We start from the raw sequence: 22,341 nt of genomic DNA, 5'->3' as shown, positions 1-22,341 counted from the left end.
TACCAGGACACTGTTGATTGGATGTTTCAGCAGTTACCCATGTTCCAACGGGTGGGCGCGCAGGCATTTAAAAAGGACCTGAGTAGAACACTAGCCCTTACCAAACACCTGGATAATCCCGAAAAGGACATTAAATACATCCATGTAGCCGGAACTAATGGAAAAGGTTCCAGTAGCCATATGCTGGCTTCCATCATGCAGGAAGCAGGCTATAAAGTTGGACTCTATACCTCACCACATTTAAAGGATTTCAGGGAACGCATTAAAATTAACGGCAAAGTTATTAGCCAGCAAGAAGTGGTCAGGTTTATAGATGAAAATGAAGATTTTCTGAAGAAGTATGAGCTTTCCTTCTTTGAAATGACAGTAGGTATGGCATTTGATTATTTTGCAAGGCAGGAGGTGGATATTGCTGTGATTGAAGTAGGAATGGGCGGCCGGCTGGATTCTACTAATATCATTACCCCGGAAGTAGCCATTATTACTAATATTGGCCTAGATCATACCGCTTTCCTTGGCAATACTTTAGCTGAGATAGCTTCAGAAAAAGCGGGGATCATCAAAAAAGATACACCGGTTATTATTGGCGAAAAGCACACAGAAACAGCACCTGTTTTCACCAAAAAAGCGGAAGAAGTTGGAAGTGAAATTATCTTCGCTTCCGATTTAAATTTTCCCAATTATCATACCGATCTAAAAGGGGATTACCAGAAGAAAAATTTGAAAACAGTTCTCACCACAATACAGGTACTTCAGGAGAAAGGGTGGAACATTACAGAAGAGGCGGTGATAAACGGACTTAACAATGTGAAACTTCATACAGGGCTGCAGGGCAGATGGGATGTTCTTCGGGAAAAGCCGAAGGTGATCTGTGATACCGCACATAATGCTGAAGGTATTGAGATGGTGATGAATCAGTTAAAAAAGGAAAAATTTCAGCATTTGCATATTGTTCTTGGGGTGGTAAATGATAAAGACCTATCCATAATTCTACCTCTTTTTCCTCAAAATGGAAAATATTATTTCTGCAAACCAGACGTTCCACGTGGCCTTGATGCCGGGAATCTTCAGGAGGAAGCTGAAAAGTTTAAATTGAGAGGCAGAATTTACACTTCTGTTAAAGAGGCCCTATTTGCCGCGGAAGAAGAAGCCCTGGATGAAGATCTGATTTTTATAGGCGGTAGTAATTTTACTGTAGCCGAAGTGATTTAATCCTTTTGAGGATAAAATTCCTCAAGCCTCACTTCGAATTTTGAACTCGTTTTTCGATTCATGCCTAATAAACATAGGATAAGGTCAAGATATTTGATTTTGAGCAGATTATAAGATGAAGAAAAAATAGTTTAATTTTTTTAATCATTTATTTTGAGGAATTGAAAAACTAGTGTATATTTGCATCCGCATTCAGTAATCAGGTTTTTTAGCTGAAAGTAATAAAATAGGGCGCGTAGCTCAGTTGGTTCAGAGCACTTGGTTTACACCCAAGGGGTCAGGGGTTCGAATCCCTTCGCGCCCACTTAATAGAGATTAAATTAACACAAAACCTTGCATATCTTATTGATTTGCAAGGTTTTGTGGTTTTTGGACCTTCATAAAATATGGTTTGATTTGCATTATTTTGGTCTACAATTCGGAAATCCTTAAAAGATCTTTTTCAGTACCACAATCAACATTCCGATCATTTACTAAGTAAAGCCACCATTAGCCACTACAAAACAACTCAAAAATACTTGTTTAGTTATATAGTAGATGTTTATAACAGGAGAGATTTTTGTCTTAAAGATTTGGATTATAGTTTTATAGTCGGATTTGAAACCTACTTAAGAAACATAGACCCCGCCAGGCACCAAAATAAAATGACTTATAATGGTGCTATGAAGCACATCCAACGGTACGCAAAATGATAACTATGGCTGTTAACAATGAATGGATCGAGAAATATCCCTTTGCAAAGTTCAAAATCAGAATGCAGAAGAAGGAGCGGGAATTTTTATCCGCTGAAGAACTTAATATCATTCGTGATTATTTTTCGTCAATTGAGCGCCTCCAGATCGTTAAAGATCTTTTTGTGTTTAGTTGTTATACGGGAATCGCTTACTGTGATGTGATGGCTCTAAAAAGCGATCAGATGGTACTAGGAATCGATAAGAATTACTGGGTAACCAAACGGATGAAAACGAATAATTCCGTCAGGGTCCCTTTGCTGGCACCAGCACTTGCAATTATTCAGAAGTATAAAGACCACCCCAGGCGAAATCCTGAAAAATTGCTGCCAAGTATCTCTAATCAAAAGCTCAATATGGCTCGTCATACTTTTGCTACCACAGTTACCTTAAACAATGGAGTACCGATCGAGACTGTCTCTAAAATACTTGGACATACCCGTTTGGCTACTACTCAAATCTATGCAAGAGTATTAGATTGTAAATTAAGTGAGGATATGAGAACTTTGGAGAGGAAACTTGAAAATTAGACAAGCTTAAGAAAATAAGGTGTTGAAGTAATTGAAAATGATTAAAATTTGAAAGAGTTTAGGATTGGATTCTTAGTGATGTAAGTAGTGCAAAACTTAGCTGCTAACCTATGTGCAGAGCTGAGAGAATGAGGTTGTAAAATAAACCCTGCTTGAATTCCTTATAAAATCTATACAACCTTCCGTTTAGTAAAACATTGGAATTTTTTTTCCGCAGTCAGAATGGGGTCTAATTATAATAATTTTGAAATGTTCTTCGGTGTTTTTTAATTTCATTAAGTTGATTTGCTACTCCTTCAGAGGGAGATAATGAGGTTGTTAAGGGACTAGTTCCTGCAATTCATAGCTTTGTGTGAGAATTTTAAGCAATATAAAAATATATCTTGTAAGGATAAAGATCGAAAATTCAAGTTTTAATCGGTTATTTCAAGGAAAGGAAGAGATGGAAAATCAACTTTTGCTATTCAAGGAGATGGGGCGCCCGCTACAGAAGAACGTACTACCATTACTAAAAAAGTTGTGATAAGTTCACTTGTTCTGGTAGTACGTTTAACGCTTCAATATAAACTTTTTTGTTGAAGAATTAACCAAAAAAGGAATTGATTTTAATTCAACCTATTTTTATACTATGTCCCGTCCTAAATGAGTTGACAATAAATTACGTTCAGCACATTCCCGCTCCATTCCGCAGAAAAAGCTTCATTGCGGAGAAAGAGCTTCACTGAAAATGTCTTGGACACCATACCCAATTTTTCCTCTTCATTTCGTTAACTCGATCCGCTTCACCGGAACGAGACACTGCATTCCAATCCAAAATTGGGTATGGAGTCCGCCGAATCGGAATTCCATAGTTGCATTTAGTTCCGCTTCCTGTGTTTTGGATTTCAGTAAGTCTTTAGAACTACTTCCGTACCTCCGCTGTCCCTTCCCTTTTTTTGAAAGCAAAAATACCAACATTTGAAAGTTGACGGACTGCATAAGCCAGTCGTACCTCCTTTTTATAAGTCCTAATCAATTTCAAATGTTGAAAACTGTATCAGCAACAAAAAAAGGTAACAGCGAAGGCAATACGGGAAGTAAATCTAAAATGAATATCATGAAATCATATCAAAACATCCAAAAAGGAAGCGCAACTAAAAAACAAAAAGAGGAAAACGCTCAGGATACAATAAGTAAACCTGTTTTAAATGTTCGAAGAGTTCGGAGAATCATTATTAACCTCGTCTGTCCATAAGGCAGACCTTAAATACTTTTATTATGAGTACTATTAGAAATCACGTACAGTTAATCGGAAATGTTGGGCAGGATCCAACCATTACCACCCTTAAAAGCGGCAGGAAAGTAGCAAATTTTTCACTTGCCACCAATGAGTATTATAAAAACTCAAAAGGGGAGAAGGTGCAGGAAACTCAATGGCACAACATTGTGGCATGGGGAAGAACTGCAGAAATCATCGAAAAGTATGCTACAAAAGGAATTAAATTTTATAGTTATCCTATTTTTTGACTTTCGCTGGTAACTATATCCATCTATAATTTACGACCGAGGATTTTTGATCCTCAAAATTTGCAATTGGCTTTAGCCAGATTGTATAAAAATTTTGTCCGCTGGGGCGGACGAAATGGAATAGCAAGAGGATAACGGGCAGAGCCCCGTTTCGCATTCCTTTTTGATTATAAATTACCGATTTATAAATATTTATAAATCAGTACTTTCATCAATTTCTACAATTTGCGTCAAATGCCTTTGCAGCCCTTGTAAATAGTGGTGGATTTACGTCAAAAGCATCGAAAATGAAAAAAACGGGCACCTTCATCACCATCAGGTTTAAGCGTGAAACTGCCAAACGCTTTCAGGAATTTTCCAAAAGGCACTTCAAGACGCACACGGAAGCAATGACTTGCATGCTCGACTTTTTCCTCTACAACGAACTTTCCCCGAAGGAAAAACTCGGTCCTACCGGAAGGACGATTGAACAATCTATAAAGAAGCGGTTGAATGCTATTATCGCAATTATTCGTGATATGGAAAAGAACAAAGCGAATCCAACCCTGGCTTTCATGCAATCACTCTTTGAAGCAGCCGAACCTAAAAAGAAGCCTCTGATTTTAGAAAAGAAAGTCCTGAAAGAAAAACGGGAAGTCAGTTTTCAGGAAAAGCAAAACCATAAGAATGAACTTTAAATTATTGGACCTGTATATCACAATAACACCTCAAAAAATGGGAGGGAATTATTCCCAAAGCTCAGCTGGTTTTGTCGATTATCTGGAAAAGGAAGAGATGGAGCACTTTTTTAACCAGTACGGAGATGAGATTGCTGCAGAGGAGGTGATCAGGGAAATTGATAGGAACACAGCTAAACTGGAAAGGACAAAACCACGATTTTACTCTATTACCGTAAGTCCCTCCAAATACGAACTAGGCCGTCTACAGAACAGCAGCGAAGATTTGAAGCGCTATACCCGGGAACTGATGAAAGATTATGTGGCTTCTTTTAACCGGGAGATTAATGACAGACTCGTACAATTGGAAGATATTAAATACTACGCCAAAATAGAACATCAACGGACGTTCAAAGGGAACGATAAACAAGTTCGGGAGAACCAACCATTCGCAACTAAAATTCTGCAGCTTAAAAACGAGATCCGCAAAATAGAACGTGGAGAAATGGACGGGAACATTAAAACTTGTGAACAGCAGATCCCAAATTTGAAAAAGAAGCTCCACACCAACAAAGTGGCAAGCGTATCGTCCAGGGAATGGAGAAAGATGGTCCTCAAAGCCATATCCATATTATCGTCAGCAGAAAAGATGCTTCCAATAAATATAGCTTATCTCCGGGAAGTAAGTATAGAGCTTCTGAAGTTACCTTGAATGGTAAATCTGTTAAGCGGGGATTTAATAGGGATCAATTCTTTAAAAATGCGGAAAGGACCTTTGATAAAACCTTTGGCTATCAGATCGAAGAAGCGTGTTTTAATGAAGCCTCACTCGTGGATATTCTGCGCTAGAAAAGTGTGATCTTAAGAAAGCAGCCCCTGCAACGAATTTATCTTGCATCGTCGAAATACTTTTATAAAAAATTAGTTTAAGTATTTGGATAATATTAAAAAAAAACGCCTTCTTTGTCTTAAGTAACTTTTTTTATTTTCGAAGAATTGCAATCCTTTGTCTTGATGCGGGTAAAATAAACGGAGCCTCTGAAAATTTAATAAATGAAAGGTAAAACAATAGGTATTGATATAGGTGCAACAAAAATTCTTATGGGTGTTATTGAGGATTCAAAAATTATAAATGAGCTTGTAATCCCAACTTCAGCAGATTCTTCCAAAGAAAAGATCATCTCAAATTTATTTAAAGGGATTAAAGAGGTAAGTGACTCCAATTTTGATGGAATAGGAATAGGAGTGCCTGGATTAGTTGATGAGGAGAAAGGAATTATTTACGATCTTTTGAACATTCCCTCGTGGGAAGAAGTACATCTTAAACAACACCTGGAAAAGGAATTTAGAAGACCTGTCAGTATTACTAATGACGGAAATGTTTTTGCACTTGGTGAAAAGGTTTATGGAAAAGGCCGTGCTTATAAGAACATGGTTGGAGTTAAACTGGGAAGCGGATTCGGCACCGGTATAATCATTAATAACAAGCTGTATTCTGGCTCGCTTTCAAGTGCAGGTGAGATTGGAGGTGTTCCTTATTTGGATAAAACTGTGGAGGATTACTGCAGTGGAATTTTTTTTTTGAATGAGTACGGATTAAGAGGGAATGAAGTCTCCATGTTGGCTCAAAAAGGAGATCCTACTGCAGTTAAAATTTTTCAGGAATATGGAAAACATCTGGGAAGTGCACTTAAAATAATAGTAAATGTACTTTCCCCGGAAGCAATTTTTCTGGGGGGCTCTGTTCGGAAATCGTTTAGGTTTTTTGAAGCTTCGCTCAATGAGTCACTTCTCTCTTTTCCCTTTAAAAGAGTTATTGAAAAATTAGTTATTCAACCTTCAGATACTTCAAATATTGCAATTCTCGGTGCTGCCGCTCTCATGACGTCAAAGAATCCGGAAGAAACCTCCTATTTAAAAATAAATTAACAGCAATACAATCCGCACATGGCAAAATCAAAGATAACAGTAGAAACCAAGCCGGGACGTTCTTCGAAAGATTCTAATCGATCAATAATAATTATAGGAGCCCTATTTTTTATCTTCGGTTTCGTTACCTGGTTAAATTCATTGCTCATACCTTACCTGGAAATAGCCTGCGAATTAACTAAATTTCAATCGTATTTTGTCACATTTGCTTTCTACATTGCCTACGTGGTAATGGCACCCATCTCTACTCGCACCCTTAATTGGTTAGGCTTTAAAAAAGGAATGTCTGTGGCTTTAATTATTATGGCTTTTGGAGCTTTGCTTTTTATTCCTGCTGCCATCTTCATAACGTATATTGTTTTTCTGTTAGGCCTTTTTATTATGGGTAGCGGTTTAGCGATTCTTCAAACGGCTTCGAATCCTTACATAACCATTGTGGGGCCTGCAGAAAGTGCTGCAAAGCGTATAAGTATTATGGGGATATGCAATAAGCTTGCAGGAGCGGTGGCCCCTATCCTTATTGGATTTTTTTTGCAACTGGATAAGGCAGATGAATTAAGATCTGAAGTTGCAGGACTTTCTCTTTCTGAAAGGAATGAAGAACTTAACGCTATGGCAATGAGGGTTACCACCTTATATTGGAATTATAATAGTCTTAATACTTCTTGCCCTGTGGGTTTATAAATCCAGTCTGCCGAAAGTAGAAGCCGAAGAAGAAGATGAAACTTTATCCTCTTCAAACGCAGGGAAGAAAAGTGTTTTGGAATTTCCGCATCTGGTCCTGGGAGTAATAAGTCTTTTTCTGTACGTAGGAGTTGAGGTGATTGCAGCAGATAGTATTATAAGCTATGGAGCTTCCCAGGGTATTGCTTTAACTACAGCTAAATATTTTGCAACCGGAACAATGATAGCCATGATCATTGGTTATATAATAGGCATTATCACTATTCCAAAATACATGAAACAAGAAAATGCTTTGCGGATCTCTGCTGTTGTAGGTGTGGTTTTTTCTTTACTTGCCATAGTCACCAGCGGGTTCGTTTCACTCGCTTTTGTTGCATTACTGGGACTGGCGAATTCCTTGATGTGGCCCGCAATCTGGCCAATGGCTCTTGCAGACCTGGGAAGATTTACAAAAGCAGCCTCTTCTTTAATGGTAATGGGAATTGCCGGTGGTGCAGTTCTTCCGTTGATTTATGGAGCCCTAGCAGAAAGATGGAATTCACAGGATGCTTATTGGATAATGTTACCATGTTACCTTTTTATCCTCTACTTTGCAATTTTGGGGTATAAAATCAGAAAGGCATGATTGATATACTTTATTTCCTCAATATAGAATTTAGATGATGAAGTTACCTTTACTTTTTAAGTTTCGTAATTTTGTTGAATCGATAATGATAAAAACGAGGAACCCAAAGCCTTTCCAATCCGAGACTGTGCTATCAAATCTATTTAATAAAGAGCGAAAGCCATATGATGGTCTGGTCCCAAAGAACCATACGGTACGCGTTATAAACACAATAATTGATCATATTGATATCCCCTTCTTTAGAAAAGAGCTACAAAGGTGATGGCACTTCCAGTTACACCCTCCTCCCGGATGCTTCCGAAGTTGTTATCTTTGTCTGTTTGCGAAAAACCTATTCTTTCCGGAAAAATCGAACGAGCCATATAGCAGAACGTTCACTTTGTAATAGCTTAGCGGCCAGAGCAGGCCGACCATGGGTCCATCAATGATTTTAGAGGCAAACGCTTAAAGAAGAGGTTCAGAGAGATTTTCATCAGGTGGTGCTTTTATTGGCAGGGCAGGGTGCTGTCACTGAAATTCCTCAATGTAGGCGGCACTAGGATAGAGGCCAGTGCCAACCACTATACCTTGCATGGATCAAGTTGGAGTTATTCTCTGTGCGTTTTGGGGTAATACGAAAAACAGCCCGTCTGTTTATGCACAAGGTACGGGAGACCATATCGAGCAGTGGCAATCATCCAATGGGAGAAATGTCCACGTCGATGAATTGTTCTGGGTGGACGGGAGAAAGAACAAATTGGCAGAAGCTATAAAGCTAAAGAAAAAGAAAGCAATAACGGCTGTTGATTTAACGGAGGAGGGCAAGGTGAAGTGGATATACACAATGCGTATTGAGGATTTTTCCGCCAGATCCCGGCATATATCTTCGTCAATCATATTATTCGGGATGCGAAGAATAAAAACAGATAAATGGAGATGGCGCCGTCCCATAACCAAGGTTTAGGATATCACGAGATCAACAGCAACAGTGGGTTTAAATTTCAAAAGCTCTACAAGAACGATCTATTTCTAGGTAAATGATTTCGATATCAATAGATATTTAATGAATTTTGTAATGGGTTCAGTCGCGCCCAAAGCAAAGGTTGCAATTTTTCACGATCTAGTAACTAAACGGTGAAAAGGAGTCAATCTTTTTTCAAAGGGAAGGTGCTTAAGGTGTATTGGTGTGAATATTTTTTTTAGTTGATTTGCGTATAATTAATTGTGTCTCCAAGACTATAGTTTCTGAAGAAATAATTTCATTTTTTTCTTCTATTTGACGAATTAATAAATTCGCTGCAGCCTGTCCCATTTCGAACGCCCTGTCATTTACAGTAGTTATTTTAGGTTCGATAATTTTGGATATTGGATAATTACTAAAACCTATAACTGCTACATCTTTTGGAATTTCATAATTAGCTTTTTTGAATACCTGTAACGCACTTACGGCAGTATAGTCATTAGCACAGAATATTCCATCAGGCTTCCCTTGCAGTTTGAGAAATCTTTTTGCACACTTAACTCCTTCTTCATAGCTAAGTTCTTTAGTATATTCAATCAAGTTATGTTTTATAGGTAAATTATTCTTTGTTAAGGCTGCTTTGTACCCTTCTAACCTAGCTTTGAAAATGCTGGTTGCTGGATTTCCAGCAATATGAGCAATTCTTTTGCAGCCAATCGATATAAGGTGTTCGGTGGCCTTAATAGCTGATTCAAAGTCATTAATAACTACCTTACTGGCCTCATAATTTTCCGGAACCCTGTCGTAAAAGACAACAGGAACTTCTAGCTTTTTAAAATGTTCATAATTGTCGGTTTCTAGACTTAAACAGGCTATAATTCCATCCACCATTTTTGTTTGGAGGATTCTTACAATTTCGAGTTCCCGATCTAATGAATCTTTTGATTGAAATATTGTAACGTTGTAACTAGCTTTATAGGCAAATTCTTCTATTCCACTAATGACGAGTGAATGAAAATGAATGTCAATTCGTGGAACTATGATGCCTAAAGAGGTTGTTTTTTTCTTTCTAAAGCTTGAAGCAATTGAGTTGGGAATGAAGCCTAGTTCTTTAGCTTTTTGATTCACAATTTTTTTGGTGGCCTCACTAATAGCCGGATGATTGGCAATCGCACGGGAAATGGTGGATGGAGCTAAATTTAGTTCATTAGCTAGGTCTTTTAAGGTAATTCTTCGTTTTTTCATATCATTATAGGACAAACGTTTGCATTAAAAAGAGAGCTAATGAGTGTTCATATTTTTTGTGTTCAAGCTAGGCCTGGAGTTATATATTATAAATTTTCACCAAATTTAATTATAAATTGGTGAAAATCGTGGTTCATTATAAATAATTCCGGAAAACTTATGCAAACGTTTGCATTTAATGTAAGTTTGTTTTAGATTTGGTTTTAAGTTTGTTTTAACGCTATTTATAAACTAATTAATAATAAATTATGAACGAAAAAAATTGTTTGTTATCCTTTATAGATTTCAGGCTCAGGCTTTCCTCAAAGTTAAACATCACTTTTTTACTAATGTTCTTTGTAATAAACATGTTTGCTCAAGAGAAAACGGTTTCTGGAAAAATAATAGATGGTAATAGTGGGGAACCTCTAATGGGCGTTAATGTAATTGTAAAAGGAACTTCTAATGGTGTGTCTTCTGGTTTTAATGGTGACTATGTCATTCATAATGCTTCACCAGATGATGTACTGGTATTTTCTTTCTTAGGTTTTGAGACTAAGGAAGTTGCGGTTGAGGGAGAAACTGAAATAAATTTGGCTATGGAACCTGCTACAAATGCATTAGAGGAATTAGTAATAGTTGGGTACGGGAAAAAGAAAAAGAGGAATTTGACAGGATCTATTGCTTCTATTGATAGCGAGGAAATTAGTCAATCGGCTCTTAATGATCCAGTTTCAATTTTGCAGGGAAGAGCTGCGGGTGTTCAGGTAATTTCTAATTCTGGTGCTCCTGGTGGCGGAATGACAATACGGGTAAGAGGAAATTCTTCATTAAACTCAGGAAATACTCCTCTTTATGTTATTGATGGTGTACCGATTGAATCAAGCGAGCTCTCGACATTAAATGGCTCTGAGAACCATGGTCTAAATCCCTTGGCAGCAATAAATCCAGGGGATATAGAGTCGATAGAAATTTTGAAGGATGCAGCATCAACAGCTATATATGGATCCAGGGCTGCAAACGGAGTTGTCATGATTACAACAAAACGAGGTTCGGCGGGGGCAGCTAGAGTAAATCTAAATGTGAGCACAGGGGTAAGTGAGATTACTAGAAAATTAAGCGTTTTAAATGCTAGTCAATATCGGGAGGTTATAGTTGATTCCTATAGGAATATGGAAAATCCGATAGAAGTCACCTGGGCTGTAATTGATTCCTTGAACCCTAGAAATAATGGAGATATCGATTGGCAAGAAGAACTGTATCAGATAGCACCCCAGTACAAGGTTGATTTGTCTGTAAACGGTGGTTCAGAAAATATGAGATATGCATGGAGTTCTTCCTTCCTGGATCAGGATGGAATTATTTTAGCATCTAATTATCAAAGGGTAACATCCAGGCTTAATGTTGATTTCGATATATCAGAAAAAGTTACAGTCGGACAAAGTATTTCTTATACTAATGGTGTTAATAATAGAATAAATGCTGCGGGAACAGGTAATACCAGTCTGGTAAGAGAGTTGCTTGTTCGCCCACCTTCCTATTCTATGTATTTGCCAGATGGATCTCTAAATGGATATCAATGGGGAAGGAGGAATCCTGTTGGACTTGCAGAACAGGCAACACATATAAATAAGACTAATAGGGTAATTGGTAACCAATACCTCGAATATGATATCATAGAAGGTCTGAGGTTTAGAACTAATGTTAGTCTCGATTATCTTTCCATGAAAGAGGATGAGTTTTTTCCATCAACTCTTGATTATCGTGAAGGATACAATGAAGGAGCAGTGCGTTCGATAAATAATTTAACATGGGCTAATGAGAATTATATTACATATGACCGGCAGTTTGGGGATCATAATTTTTCATCTCTACTTGGGTTAAGTATTCAAAACTGGAAATATGAACGAACAGGATTAGACGGAATGTTTTTCCCGAGTGATAATATTAGAACATTAAATGCAGCAGGGACGATATCCAATCAAGAGGTCAACATTACTACAGAACATTCTATGTTGTCTTACTTCGGACGAGTTTCTTATGATTATATGGAACGATATTTATTAGAATTTAATTTAAGGGCTGATGGCTCATCCAGGTTCGGAAGAGATAAGAGGTTTGGATATTTCCCCTCTGCTTCAGCCGGGTGGAGGTTCTCTGACGAGTTTTTTATGAATGATTTAGAATTCTTGAATGATAGTAAGTTGCGCTTCAGCGTTGGACAGACCGGGAATGAAGCCATTGGTAACTATACTTCTCAAGGAGAGTTTTCTGTGGGAACTAATTATTTAGATATGTCAGGTGCTGCTCCTTCTGTTATGCCTAATTCAGGATTAACATGGGAGACTACAACTCAGTACAATGCAGGAATTGATATTGCTCTGTTTAATAATAGAATACTTTTCACTGCAGATGCTTACTTGAAAGAAACCAATGATTTACTTTATAATGTGCCTATTCCAAGGACTACCGGATTTAATTACATAACTCAAAATATTGGAAGCATTGAGAATAAAGGGTTGGAATTTTTGCTCACAAGTCACAATATTGATAAAGAATTTCGTTGGAATACCAGTCTGAACGTCAGTTTAAATCGTAATAAAGTAGTAGATCTTCCGGATAATCTTCTTACCAATGGATATATACAGAACGGGAGATATCATATTCTTCAAGAAGGTATGCCTATCGGAATTTTTTACGGCTGGAAATTTGAAGGAGTCTATGCTCGTGATGAGGACAATGTGAATGGTGTGACTAACGGTGCATTAGGGAGAGAGTTTCAAGGAGGGGATCCAATTTGGAATGACTTGAACAATGATAATATTATAGATGAAGATGATAGACAAATTATAGGTAATGCACAGCCTGATTTCTTTGGAGGGATATCTAATGATTTTCACTATAGAAATTTCAGCCTGAATATATTCTTCCAGTATTCTTATGGGGGCGATATATATAGCGAGATCAATCATCAAAGGAATTCCGTTGTTAGTTATAATAACCTTTCCACAGATGCTTTGGATCGGTGGCGAAATCAGGGAGATGTTACTAATTTTCCCAGACCGTTGCGTGACGATCCTATGCAGTCTGACAGTAGAATTCAAAGCCGATGGGTTGAAGATGGTTCTTATATAAAATTGAAAAATGTCAATCTGCAATATAACGTGCCTCCCAGCTTGATCGAACGTTTGGGTTTAAATACCCTTGAGGCATATGTCACTGCCTCGAACTTGATCACATGGACTAATTATACCGGTTATGATCCAGATGTTAATTCTTATAGCGGATTAAGAGCTGGAGTTGATGAGGGTTCCTTCCCTCAAAGCCGTACAGTCATTTTTGGATTAAATTTTGGATTTTAAAAAAATATGAGAACTATGAAAAATATAAAAAAGTTCATTGTTGTATTGATTTTGTTTCAAGCATATTCCTGCTCGGAAGAAATCTTAGAGAAAGATCCACAGAGCAGTTTTTCTGCCCAGGGTTTCTATAAAACGACAGCGGATGCAAGAGCAGGAGTAAATGGAATCTATGATGCACTACAATCTGCTATGCGTATAAATTTCTCCTTTTGGGGAGAAGGAAGAGCTGATGCTGTTGATACAAGACATTCGGGTGATCCTTTGGCCCTTAAACAAAACAATCTTACCCAGACGATCAATTCAGCCAGTTGGAATAATTTATATGAAGTGATCAGCCGCGCTAATTATGCCATAAAATATATTCCATCAGTTTTTGAAGAAGAAAATGATTTTAGTCGGCAATTAATTGGGCAAGCCCGTGCCTTACGTGCGTTGTCCTACTTCTATGCCGTGAGAGTATGGGGAGATGTCCCTTTAATAACAGAGCCTTACGAAAGTGTGGAACAGGATTTCTTTGTGGAAAGAACAGGTAAAGAAATGGTTCTAGATCAGATTGAGGCAGATTTAATCTATGCTTCAGAAAATGCTAGGGAAAGTAATGGAGGTGACGGTGATAGAATTCTTTTTACTCAAGGAGGCGCAGATGCACTATTGACCCATGTATATATGTGGAGACAAAAATACGGTGATGCAATTGCGTCAGCAGAAAGAGTTATGAATAATGATCTATATTCTCTAGTCTCAATAACTAATTGGAATAATATTTTCTCTTCCGGTTATTCTAATGAAACTATTTTTGAAGTGGGGTATAATGAAACTCAGACCAATTCTCTGAGAGTTCTTTATGCCTTAGGGTCGGATAGTCATTATTTCCCAAGTGAATCTTTTAGGAACTCTTTCGAGGAGGGAGATCTAAGGGAAACTCTAATTTATGATGTTACTGAAGAAGAACCACGAAAAATATGGAAATTTTTTGGAGAAGGCTTTAATGATGAAAGTCCAGACCCTTCAGGAAATAATATTGTACTTTTAAGATTAGCAGATATTATTTTATTGAAAGCCGAAGCACACAATGCGCTTGGTGAAACAGCGGAGGCTCTGCAATTGTTAAACCGAATTCGGGAAAGAGCCGGCTTGCCTGAAATAGACGAACAGGAGGCTGTGAACCTTTACGGTGATTTAGAATCTGCTATATTACATGAAAGACTTATTGAACTCTCCTTTGAAGGTCACCGATGGTTTGATTTGGTAAGGACAGGAAGAGCCATAGATGTAATGAATCCTATAAACGGATTAAGTGACGAAGGAAACCTGGTGTGGCCTATACATGAAGATGCGTTTAATAGAAATCCTAACCTGGAACAGAATCTCTTTTACAGATAGAATAGAGAGTCTTCCGTTAAAATAAATTAAGATGAAAAAAAATAATAAAATAAGACATTTTTCACATCTCATTATGGCCATCTGTTGTTTAAGCTTTTTGAGTAGTTGTGAGATACAAGAGAGTTTTGAATATACCAAAAGTAATCCTGAAGATATCTCGGAATTAACGGCTTGGGAGTTTATTCAAAACCATGATTCGTTGGCAATGTATGAAGAAGCTATAAGATTAACTGGACTTGAGAGTTTTTATCAAGAAGATTCCTCAAGAACGTTTATAGCGCCAAATAATAGTGCCTTTGAGAATTATTTGTCCGATAATGGTTATGCCAGCTTAGAAGAAATTCCTCGGCCAATCTTGCGGAACAGCATAAAGTACAGCATTGTAAACGGAAAGGTTTCCTTTAACGATCCGGATCTTTTTGAAGCCAATAATCCTATTGCTTATGAAACGGGAAACGGACAGGTGATGTATTTGTCTCATGACAGTAATTTTCGGGGGCTGATAAATGAAGGGACAAGTAATCAATGGACAATTACCACCTCTAATTTAGAGGTCGAAAATGGCGCTGTTCACGTAACCTCTTCTATTGTATATTTTTCAGCTTTACAAGTTGATACCGGGGTCCCTGACTATGTAGCTGAGAAGGACACAATTTATCCATTACATGATGCTTTTGTTAATGGAGGGAACCTATCGGGAAATAACTATGGTAGTGATCAACTATTGAAGGTTAAAAATGTAACTGGTGAAGGTCCTTATGATCGCAAGGCATACCTGATGTTTGACCTCAGCGAATTTGACAAAGAGGGTGTAATAACGGACTTGAAGCTGGAATTGGCTGTAAGATTTACCCATGGAAAAGGTTTGGACTTCTATGTTCATTCCGTTTCGGATACTTTATGGAATGAAATGGGGTTGACCTGGGACAACGCTCCCGCGGCTGGCCCTGAACCTATTGCCAGTATCGTAACTTCGAAAATGTCAACATTTGAATTTGATCTCACCGATTATTACTTGGATTTAGAAGGGTTAGGTAAGGCGTCCTTCATGTTGGATCAGACAGCCGGAGGAGATGAGACGGATGAGTTTGCCTCGAAGGAGAATACAACTCTGCCTGCTCCAATGCTCATAGCAACACTGGCCTCAGGGGAAAGTAACTTGGTGTTTGAAACAAATTCCGGTTTTACTGTGAATGAGGGTGATGTTTTCGCTCTTGATAACAGTATTCTGGAAATTTCCGGAGCTCCGGTAGCGGATATTATCTATACAGTTGAAGAGGTGCCGACCAATGGCTGGCTTCTAACGGGAGCGACAATTCTTGAAGAAGGTGCCAGTTTTACCCAGAATGATATCGATGTTATGAACATCCTATACATCAATAATGGCGGAGGCAGTGATAATTTTGTTCTTTCTGCCAGAGATAGAGCCGGCTCCAGGGTGGAACCCTTTGATGTTTCTATAACTATTAATTAATTATATAATTTAATGAAGATCAGTTGCAGTCCCAAGAGAATGCTCAGATTGAGCCTTGTTCTATTTCTTTATTTAACAGTGCAATCATGTAGTAGCCAGGAAAATGAGGGGGAAGAAGAAAAGGAGCCAACGACCAGAATTATTGAGTTTTCTGGTTTTGAATGGGTAGTTCGAACTTCAGGAGAAAATTTTGTAGGACCAGGACCCAACCTTTTTTCTGATTCAGAAGAAAATGTGTGGGTGGATGATCAGGGCCGGTTACATCTAAAGATCGTACAAAAAGGAGGTAATTGGTTCTGCTCTGGTATAACTTTGCGGAAAAACTATGGACATAATAAATATGTGTTTTATGTAGCAAGTCGGGTCGACCAACTGGATCCTAATGTGGTAGCCGGTTTATTTACTTATAAAAATGACGAAGAAGAGATTGATATCGAATTTTCACGATGGTCTGATCCGAATAATGAAGATTCACAATTTGCAGTACAACCTTCTTATTTACCTAACAATAAAGTGCGCTATGATCTAAACCTGGAGGGGTCTTTTTCTACACATTGGTTTGACTGGCAGGAGTCATTTATTGAATTTGCGAGTTACAGAGGACATACATTAGATCCGGAAGAGGAGGATATTATTCATGAATGGAGATATACAGGAGATAATATTCCTCCGGACGTTGATGAAAGGCTTAAGATAAATCTATGGCTCTTCAGGGGAAATGCTCCTTCAGATCTTGAAGAGGCTGAAATGGTTATAGACCGGGTCGAAATTTATTAATCAGGATACATAGGCGGTTCTTAGAAATAAATCTTCTCATTGAAAAAAGAGTAAAGCTCGAGGAGGGGTTCTATTTCCTGAAATTAATCTCTGAATTTAAAAATTATATAATAAAGAAGAAAGAAATGAAAATTGCTAATTTTCCGGAGAATGTTCATGTCTTCGTGGATAGAGAATCGACAGCAATGGCTGCGGGCAGAGCTGTAGAAAAATGCATTGAAAAGCTACAAGAAGAAAAAGAAACGATTAGGATGATATTTGCTGCAGCCCCTTCTCAAGATGGGATGTTGGATTATTTGGTGCACTCATCCACAATTAATTGGCATAAAATAATTGCATTTAATATGGATGAATATATTGGATTGCCAAAGGATTCGCCTCAATTGTTCGCGACCTATTTAGAGAAGAGACTTTTTTCTAAAGTGGATCTTAAAGAACGATTCACCATCAATAGTGAAGAAAAATCTCAGGAAGAAATTGGAAGATTTACAGATCTGATTAATGATGGTACTATAGACATCGTATGTTTAGGGATAGGAGAGAACGGGCATATTGCTTTTAACGACCCTCCTGTAGCTGATTTCAATGACCCGGATATCATTAAAGTAGTTGAATTAGACGAAGCCTGTCGTTTGCAACAGGTGAATGAAGGACTTTTCGATTCTTTAGAAAAAGTACCCGAAAAGGCACTTACCTTAACCATTCCTACTCTCATGAAAGGGGAGCACCTGTTTTGTGTGGTGCTGGGAGAAAATAAATCGGAAGCAGTAGAAAATGCACTTACGGGGCCTATCGCCACCTCGTGCCCTGCATCTATACTTACGGAACATCCGAATTGTGAGTTCTTTTTTGATGAAGAAGCTTTTGGAGCAATTTCCTTTGATGAAAGCAGTGCGCAGAGAATAACAGGAGCAAAATATTAGAAAATTCAACTGGTGAAAAGGTGAAGGGCATCCTCGAAACACCTGGTTTCTTAATAAGAAATCTGGAAAAATCCTTAACTAAACGAAAATACCAATAGAATGAGCAATAAAAAGATTTTCAAATTATTTATAGTCGTTTTGGCTATGAATATACCGTTCTTGGGTGGAGCACAGGCTCCATTACCTTCAATAAGTGAAGATTTCAAAAGGAAAGGATTCCATGTCGATTTACGGATTCAGGTAATGACTCCACAAGCTTTACGAAATTTTGCAGATGAACTCGCCGAATTCGGCATGAATACCCTTGTGGTGGAATGGGAAGGAACCTATCCTTTTAAGGAGCATCCAGTTATCTCTAATGAATTCTCCTATAGTAGAGAAGAAGTGATAGATTTTATTTCCTACTGTGAGAGCCTTGGGATTGAGATCATTCCCTTACAACAGAGTCTGGGGCATGTAGAGTATATTCTCAGAAATCCGCGGTATAGTGTTTTAAAAGAGGATAGGAAAGACATTTCCCAGTTATGTCCTATGGAAACAGTGGAAGCCAGAAAACTCTATACAGATCTATTTTCGGATATGGCCGAAGTTCATAATTCCGATTATATACATATTGGGGGAGACGAAACTTATCTTCTTGGGCATTGCGAGAAATGTTCTAAGAAAGTGGCAGAGCAGGGAAAGTCAAAGCTCTTTGTGGACCACATGAAAATGATCACCGAAATAGTCATAGACCTAGGGAAAAAACCAGTAATGTGGGCTGATATTATCCTGAAATATCCAGAAGCAGCCGGAGAATTACCAGAGGAGACAATTTTTGTTGATTGGAACTATGGCTGGAAGGTTAATCACTTCGGGGATGTTTCAGCCCTTCAAAAAGAAGGATTTACTTTCTGGGGTGCCCCTTCTATTCGGAGTCATCCAGATAACTGGTACATGACGAATTGGACTACACATTTCAGAAATCAGAAGGATTTTGTTCCATATGCCAGAGAAGCGGGATATGAGGGAATGATCATGACCTCCTGGTCAACTTCGGGAGTTTATGGATTTACCTGGGATGTGGGAGATCATGTCATAGACATGGAACAAATAAGAAATACTTATCCAATGGCAGGTTTCCGTATTTTGATCGCAGCCTTTGCACAGGCACTGGATCAGGAAGAACCACTGGATCCTGAAGCTTTTGTTGTGAATTACGCCCAGCATAGGTTTGGTCTTACAAAAGAAGAAGGAAAAAAACTTTGGCAATTTTTATCAGTTCGTCCTGAACTGATCCAGAACGGTAAACCTGCCAGAAGCGAAAGTATTTCGGAGATCAGAAATTCCTACGGTGAGGCTAGGGAAATGTTGTATAAACTTAAACCTAAAACTAACTTGGAGGAATTTGCTCATTTTAAACTCATGGCCGATCTGAGGATGCATTATCTGAAATTCAAAGAAGTAGAGGCTGAATATAATTCTAAAGACTATGAGAGAGAAGATTCTCAGGAGCTATTGACCAAACTGGATGAGATATTCGAGGAGGCAGGGGAATTAAATGAACGTTTTGCGGAGCTGCATCAGGACTTTCTTTACGATGCTGAAATAAAAGATCAGAATGAAATCAGGATTCAGCCTGTGGAAGTACTCTACAGCCGCCTTTCAAAACTTAAAGGGGTAAAATAAAGTATCTCAGGTGCCCAGAACCTGTTGAAATTAACACAAGGATTGGATCCTCAGGAAATAATTTTAACAACACAACCTAATTAATGCAACTTTCAGACTGGATTGTATTATCGTTATATTTTCTCATGCTTTTGGCCATTGGCCTGTGGGCGTATTATCGGGTAAAGAACTCTGCCGATTTCTATACGGCTGGAGGAAAGCTGCCGTGGTGGTTATCGGGTGTTTCTCACCACGTTTCAGGTTATAGTGGGGCTGTGTTTGTAGCCTATGCCGGAATTGCTTATACCCACGGATTCACCCTTTATGTCTGGTGGGCATTTACAGTGGGAATAGCAACGATGATTGCAGGATTCTTCATTGCGCCAAGATGGGCCAGGTTAAGGATTTATTCGGGTATTCAATCTCCGACAGAATACCTCCTCATAAGATATAATCTGCCGACCCAACAGCTGATCGCCTGGGCAGGGGCCATAATTAAAGTCTTTGATACTGGAGGTAAGCTTGCGGCCATAGCAGTCCTGCTAAATGTTTTTAGCGGTGCCAGTATTACTTTCGGAATTGTTCTTGTTGGCACTGTCTCCCTTATCTATATAACTATTGGAGGCCTATGGGCAGATGTTTGGAATGACTTTGCCCAGTTTCTGGTACAGATTGTTGCAGGAATTACAATGTTCGTAATGATCATGATGCAGCTTGAAGATGGCTTTAGTGGGATCTTCAGTATGTGGGAACAACTGCCGGAAGGAAATTCCGATTTCTTTAATGATCCTTATACTATCATGTTTGCCTTGGTCATGCTAGTGATAAATTTCTTTAGTTACAGCGGAGGAACCTGGAACCTGGCTACGCGATTTATAAGTTCCTCTTCCGGAAAGGTTGCCAGGAAAGCTGCGGTTCTTTCTTCTCTTTTATATTTCGTCTGGCCTCTGGTTTTGCTTTACCCTATGTTTGCTGCCCCTTTATTTTTTGAAGATCTGTCAGATCCAACCCTGTCTTACGGGATGATGGTTTTAGAATTCCTGCCTGCCGGATTAGTAGGACTGGTTCTGGCTTCTTTATTCGCAAATACGCTTTCTATGACAGCTTCGGATTCTAATACTGTTTCTGCTGTTATAAGCCGCGATATCCTTCCAGTGGTTTTTCCATCCGTAAAGAAATTTTCAAGTAATAAAGCACTGAGAATGGCACGAATAACGACCTTTTGCTTTACTGCATTAACCATTCTTACTGCCTTAAATGCAACTCATTTCGGTGGTGTTTTTGGGCTATTGATCACCTGGTTCGCAGCCTTACTTGGACCTATCTCCATACCAATGATCCTGGGTCTTTTACCGATTTTCAAACGGAGTAATGGTCCGGCCGCAGTAATTTCAATAATTGGAGGCTTACTAACATTTATTTTCCTAAAAGTTTTTCCAACCCAATCCCTCGCATTAGAAATAGGCGGACCTACTCTTGTATCCTTTCTCTTATTTGTGCTCCTCGGATTCCTGAACCAAAAGGAAGTACCTGCTGAGGTGAGGGAGCTTCATCTCAATCTCGACAATAAACATTGATCTGTATGGAAGTTTATGAAGGGTATGACTACAAAACAAAGGAACCTATTAAAATAGAGGTTGAAAACGGTGAAATTGTAAGTGTTGAAAAAAGCAGTTACAATGGATCCTGTTTTATTGCACCTGGGTTGGTTGACCTTCAAATAAACGGATACAAAGGATTCAATTTTAATCGGAAAGAATTAAAAGAATCGGATGTCATTGCTGTAACTCACCTAATATGGGAACAGGGGGTCACCACATATTTCCCCACAATTGTAACCAACAGTGATGAGAATATTCTGGCTAGTCTAGAAGTAATTGCCACGACATGTGAGAACAACAGGACGATTAATAAATCCATAGGTGGAATCCACCTGGAAGGACCCTTTCTTTCTGAGGAAGATGGTCCCAGAGGTGCCCATCCTCTGAAATACATAAAGGCACCGGATTGGAAACTTTTCTGTAAGTGGCAGGAGGCCGCAGGGGGAAGAATTAGAATAATAACCCTTACTCCGGAATGGCCAGGATCTATAGATTTTATTAAGCGTTGTGTACGATCAGGAGTTACTGTTTCCATAGGCCATACCTCGGCGAATTCTGAACAGATCCAGGAAGCCATAGATGCCGGTGCATCCATGTCTACTCATCTCGGAAATGCAGCACATCTACTTTTGCCCCGCCATCCGAACTATATTTGGGATCAACTTGCGGCAGATGATTTATGGTCCACTATTATTGCAGATGGCTTTCACCTGCCTCAGTCTGTTTTGAAGGTGTTTCTGAAAGTTAAACCAGAAAAATGTCTCCTGGTAAGCGATGCTACTAATTTTGCAGGATTAGAGCCCGGTTCCTATACGAGCCATATAGGAGGAGAGGTTGAACTTAATGAAGCAGGACGCCTTTACATTAGAGATAATCCCAAGCTATTAGCAGGTTCTGCTCAGAGCCTTTTGTGGTGTGTAAACCATTTGGTGAACTCAGGAATTACCTCTTTGGAAAATGCGCTGGAAATGGCATCGGTAAAGCCCATGGAAGCCCTTAGTGTGACTGCTCCAAATAGAATAGAAAAAGGGAAATCAGCTGATCTTATTTTGTTCGAGAGAAAGGATAAAGAAATTAAGCTGGTACAAACCATTAAATCAGGAAGACCTGTTTTTTCTAAAGAACAATAAAATGAAC

General features: G+C 38.6%; 17 protein-coding genes, 1 tRNA gene and 3 pseudogenes. 19 read left to right on the top strand and 2 right to left on the bottom strand.

Annotated elements, in window-relative coordinates:
* Positions 1-21: 21 nt before the first annotated feature.
* From RM539_RS11500 to RM539_RS11460, 10 genes and pseudogenes are all read left to right on the top strand, one after another.
* Positions 22-1,212, top strand: a complete 1,191-nt coding sequence (locus tag RM539_RS11500; RefSeq protein WP_311503557.1) for a bifunctional folylpolyglutamate synthase/dihydrofolate synthase — start codon at positions 22-24, stop codon at positions 1,210-1,212.
* Between the two features lie 229 nt (positions 1,213-1,441).
* A tRNA-Val gene (locus RM539_RS11495) sits at positions 1,442-1,516 on the top strand.
* 112 nt (positions 1,517-1,628) lie between these two features.
* Entirely contained in the window at positions 1,629-1,904 is a 276-nt protein-coding gene (locus RM539_RS20115) for a phage integrase SAM-like domain-containing protein (protein ID WP_432264627.1), read from the top strand.
* A gap of 5 nt (positions 1,905-1,909) precedes the next feature.
* Positions 1,910-2,473, top strand: coding sequence for a site-specific integrase (locus RM539_RS11490; protein ID WP_311503539.1), 564 nt, complete (start codon positions 1,910-1,912; stop codon positions 2,471-2,473).
* A 1,257-nt stretch (positions 2,474-3,730) separates the two neighbouring features.
* Positions 3,731-3,949, top strand: a pseudogene (locus tag RM539_RS11485) (single-stranded DNA-binding protein); the annotation flags it as partial.
* 317 nt (positions 3,950-4,266) lie between these two features.
* Complete coding sequence (locus tag RM539_RS11480) at positions 4,267-4,656, top strand: BfmA/BtgA family mobilization protein (RefSeq protein ID WP_311503538.1); 390 nt, start codon at positions 4,267-4,269, stop codon at positions 4,654-4,656.
* 10 nt (positions 4,657-4,666) lie between these two features.
* Positions 4,667-5,433 (top strand): annotated as a pseudogene (gene mobB / locus RM539_RS11475) (MobB family relaxase); the annotation flags it as partial.
* A gap of 255 nt (positions 5,434-5,688) precedes the next feature.
* On the top strand, positions 5,689-6,564 hold the full coding sequence (locus RM539_RS11470; protein ID WP_311503537.1) for an ROK family protein: 876 nt from the start codon (positions 5,689-5,691) through the stop codon (positions 6,562-6,564).
* A gap of 18 nt (positions 6,565-6,582) precedes the next feature.
* On the top strand, positions 6,583-7,248 hold the full coding sequence (locus RM539_RS11465; RefSeq protein ID WP_311503536.1) for an MFS transporter: 666 nt from the start codon (positions 6,583-6,585) through the stop codon (positions 7,246-7,248).
* A gap of 76 nt (positions 7,249-7,324) precedes the next feature.
* On the top strand, positions 7,325-7,873 hold the full coding sequence (locus tag RM539_RS11460) for an MFS transporter (protein ID WP_311503535.1): 549 nt from the start codon (positions 7,325-7,327) through the stop codon (positions 7,871-7,873).
* A 239-nt stretch (positions 7,874-8,112) separates the two neighbouring features.
* On the opposite strand, the gene RM539_RS11455 is transcribed toward RM539_RS11460, so the two are convergent.
* Positions 8,113-8,235: a hypothetical protein gene (locus tag RM539_RS11455; protein WP_311503534.1), complete on the bottom strand. Its 123-nt coding sequence runs from the start codon at positions 8,233-8,235 to the stop codon at positions 8,113-8,115.
* A 234-nt stretch (positions 8,236-8,469) separates the two neighbouring features.
* On the opposite strand from RM539_RS11455, the pseudogene RM539_RS11450 reads away from it, so the two are divergent.
* Positions 8,470-8,983 (top strand): annotated as a pseudogene (locus tag RM539_RS11450) (IS1595 family transposase); the annotation flags it as partial.
* A gap of 40 nt (positions 8,984-9,023) precedes the next feature.
* Here RM539_RS11450 and RM539_RS11445 read toward each other — a convergent pair.
* The gene (locus RM539_RS11445; RefSeq protein WP_311503533.1) at positions 9,024-10,058 is read right to left on the bottom strand and encodes a LacI family DNA-binding transcriptional regulator; all 1,035 of its coding nucleotides are present in this window, start codon (positions 10,056-10,058) and stop codon (positions 9,024-9,026) included.
* Between the two features lie 248 nt (positions 10,059-10,306).
* Between RM539_RS11445 and RM539_RS11440 the strand changes: the two genes are divergently transcribed.
* The 8 genes from RM539_RS11440 (at position 10,307) to RM539_RS11405 (ending at position 22,334) form a co-directional block, all read left to right on the top strand.
* Complete coding sequence (locus RM539_RS11440) at positions 10,307-13,399, top strand: SusC/RagA family TonB-linked outer membrane protein (RefSeq protein ID WP_311503532.1); 3,093 nt, start codon at positions 10,307-10,309, stop codon at positions 13,397-13,399.
* A 15-nt stretch (positions 13,400-13,414) separates the two neighbouring features.
* The gene (locus tag RM539_RS11435) at positions 13,415-14,782 is read left to right on the top strand and encodes a RagB/SusD family nutrient uptake outer membrane protein (protein WP_311503531.1); all 1,368 of its coding nucleotides are present in this window, start codon (positions 13,415-13,417) and stop codon (positions 14,780-14,782) included.
* 31 nt (positions 14,783-14,813) lie between these two features.
* Positions 14,814-16,256 carry a CBM96 family carbohydrate-binding protein gene (locus tag RM539_RS11430; protein WP_311503530.1) on the top strand — a complete coding sequence of 481 codons (1,443 nt, stop codon included), beginning with the start codon at positions 14,814-14,816 and terminating at the stop codon, positions 16,254-16,256.
* Positions 16,257-16,268: 12 nt separating this feature from the next.
* Entirely contained in the window at positions 16,269-17,033 is a 765-nt protein-coding gene (locus RM539_RS11425; RefSeq protein ID WP_311503529.1) for a glycoside hydrolase family 16 protein, read from the top strand.
* A gap of 125 nt (positions 17,034-17,158) precedes the next feature.
* Positions 17,159-17,956, top strand: coding sequence for a 6-phosphogluconolactonase (locus RM539_RS11420; RefSeq protein WP_311503528.1), 798 nt, complete (start codon positions 17,159-17,161; stop codon positions 17,954-17,956).
* A gap of 99 nt (positions 17,957-18,055) precedes the next feature.
* Positions 18,056-19,624, top strand: coding sequence for a family 20 glycosylhydrolase (locus tag RM539_RS11415; RefSeq protein ID WP_311503527.1), 1,569 nt, complete (start codon positions 18,056-18,058; stop codon positions 19,622-19,624).
* Positions 19,625-19,707: 83 nt separating this feature from the next.
* Complete coding sequence (locus RM539_RS11410) at positions 19,708-21,180, top strand: sodium:solute symporter family protein (RefSeq protein ID WP_311503526.1); 1,473 nt, start codon at positions 19,708-19,710, stop codon at positions 21,178-21,180.
* Between the two features lie 5 nt (positions 21,181-21,185).
* Positions 21,186-22,334, top strand: coding sequence for an N-acetylglucosamine-6-phosphate deacetylase (locus tag RM539_RS11405; protein WP_311503525.1), 1,149 nt, complete (start codon positions 21,186-21,188; stop codon positions 22,332-22,334).
* The last annotated feature ends 7 nt before the right edge of the window (positions 22,335-22,341 follow it).

The sequence above is a fragment of the Autumnicola musiva genome, from assembly GCF_031846585.1.
GTDB lineage: Bacteria > Bacteroidota > Bacteroidia > Flavobacteriales > Flavobacteriaceae > Autumnicola > Autumnicola musiva.
Note: the sequence above shows the minus strand (reverse complement) of the source record. Positions and strands in the feature narration are given on the sequence as shown.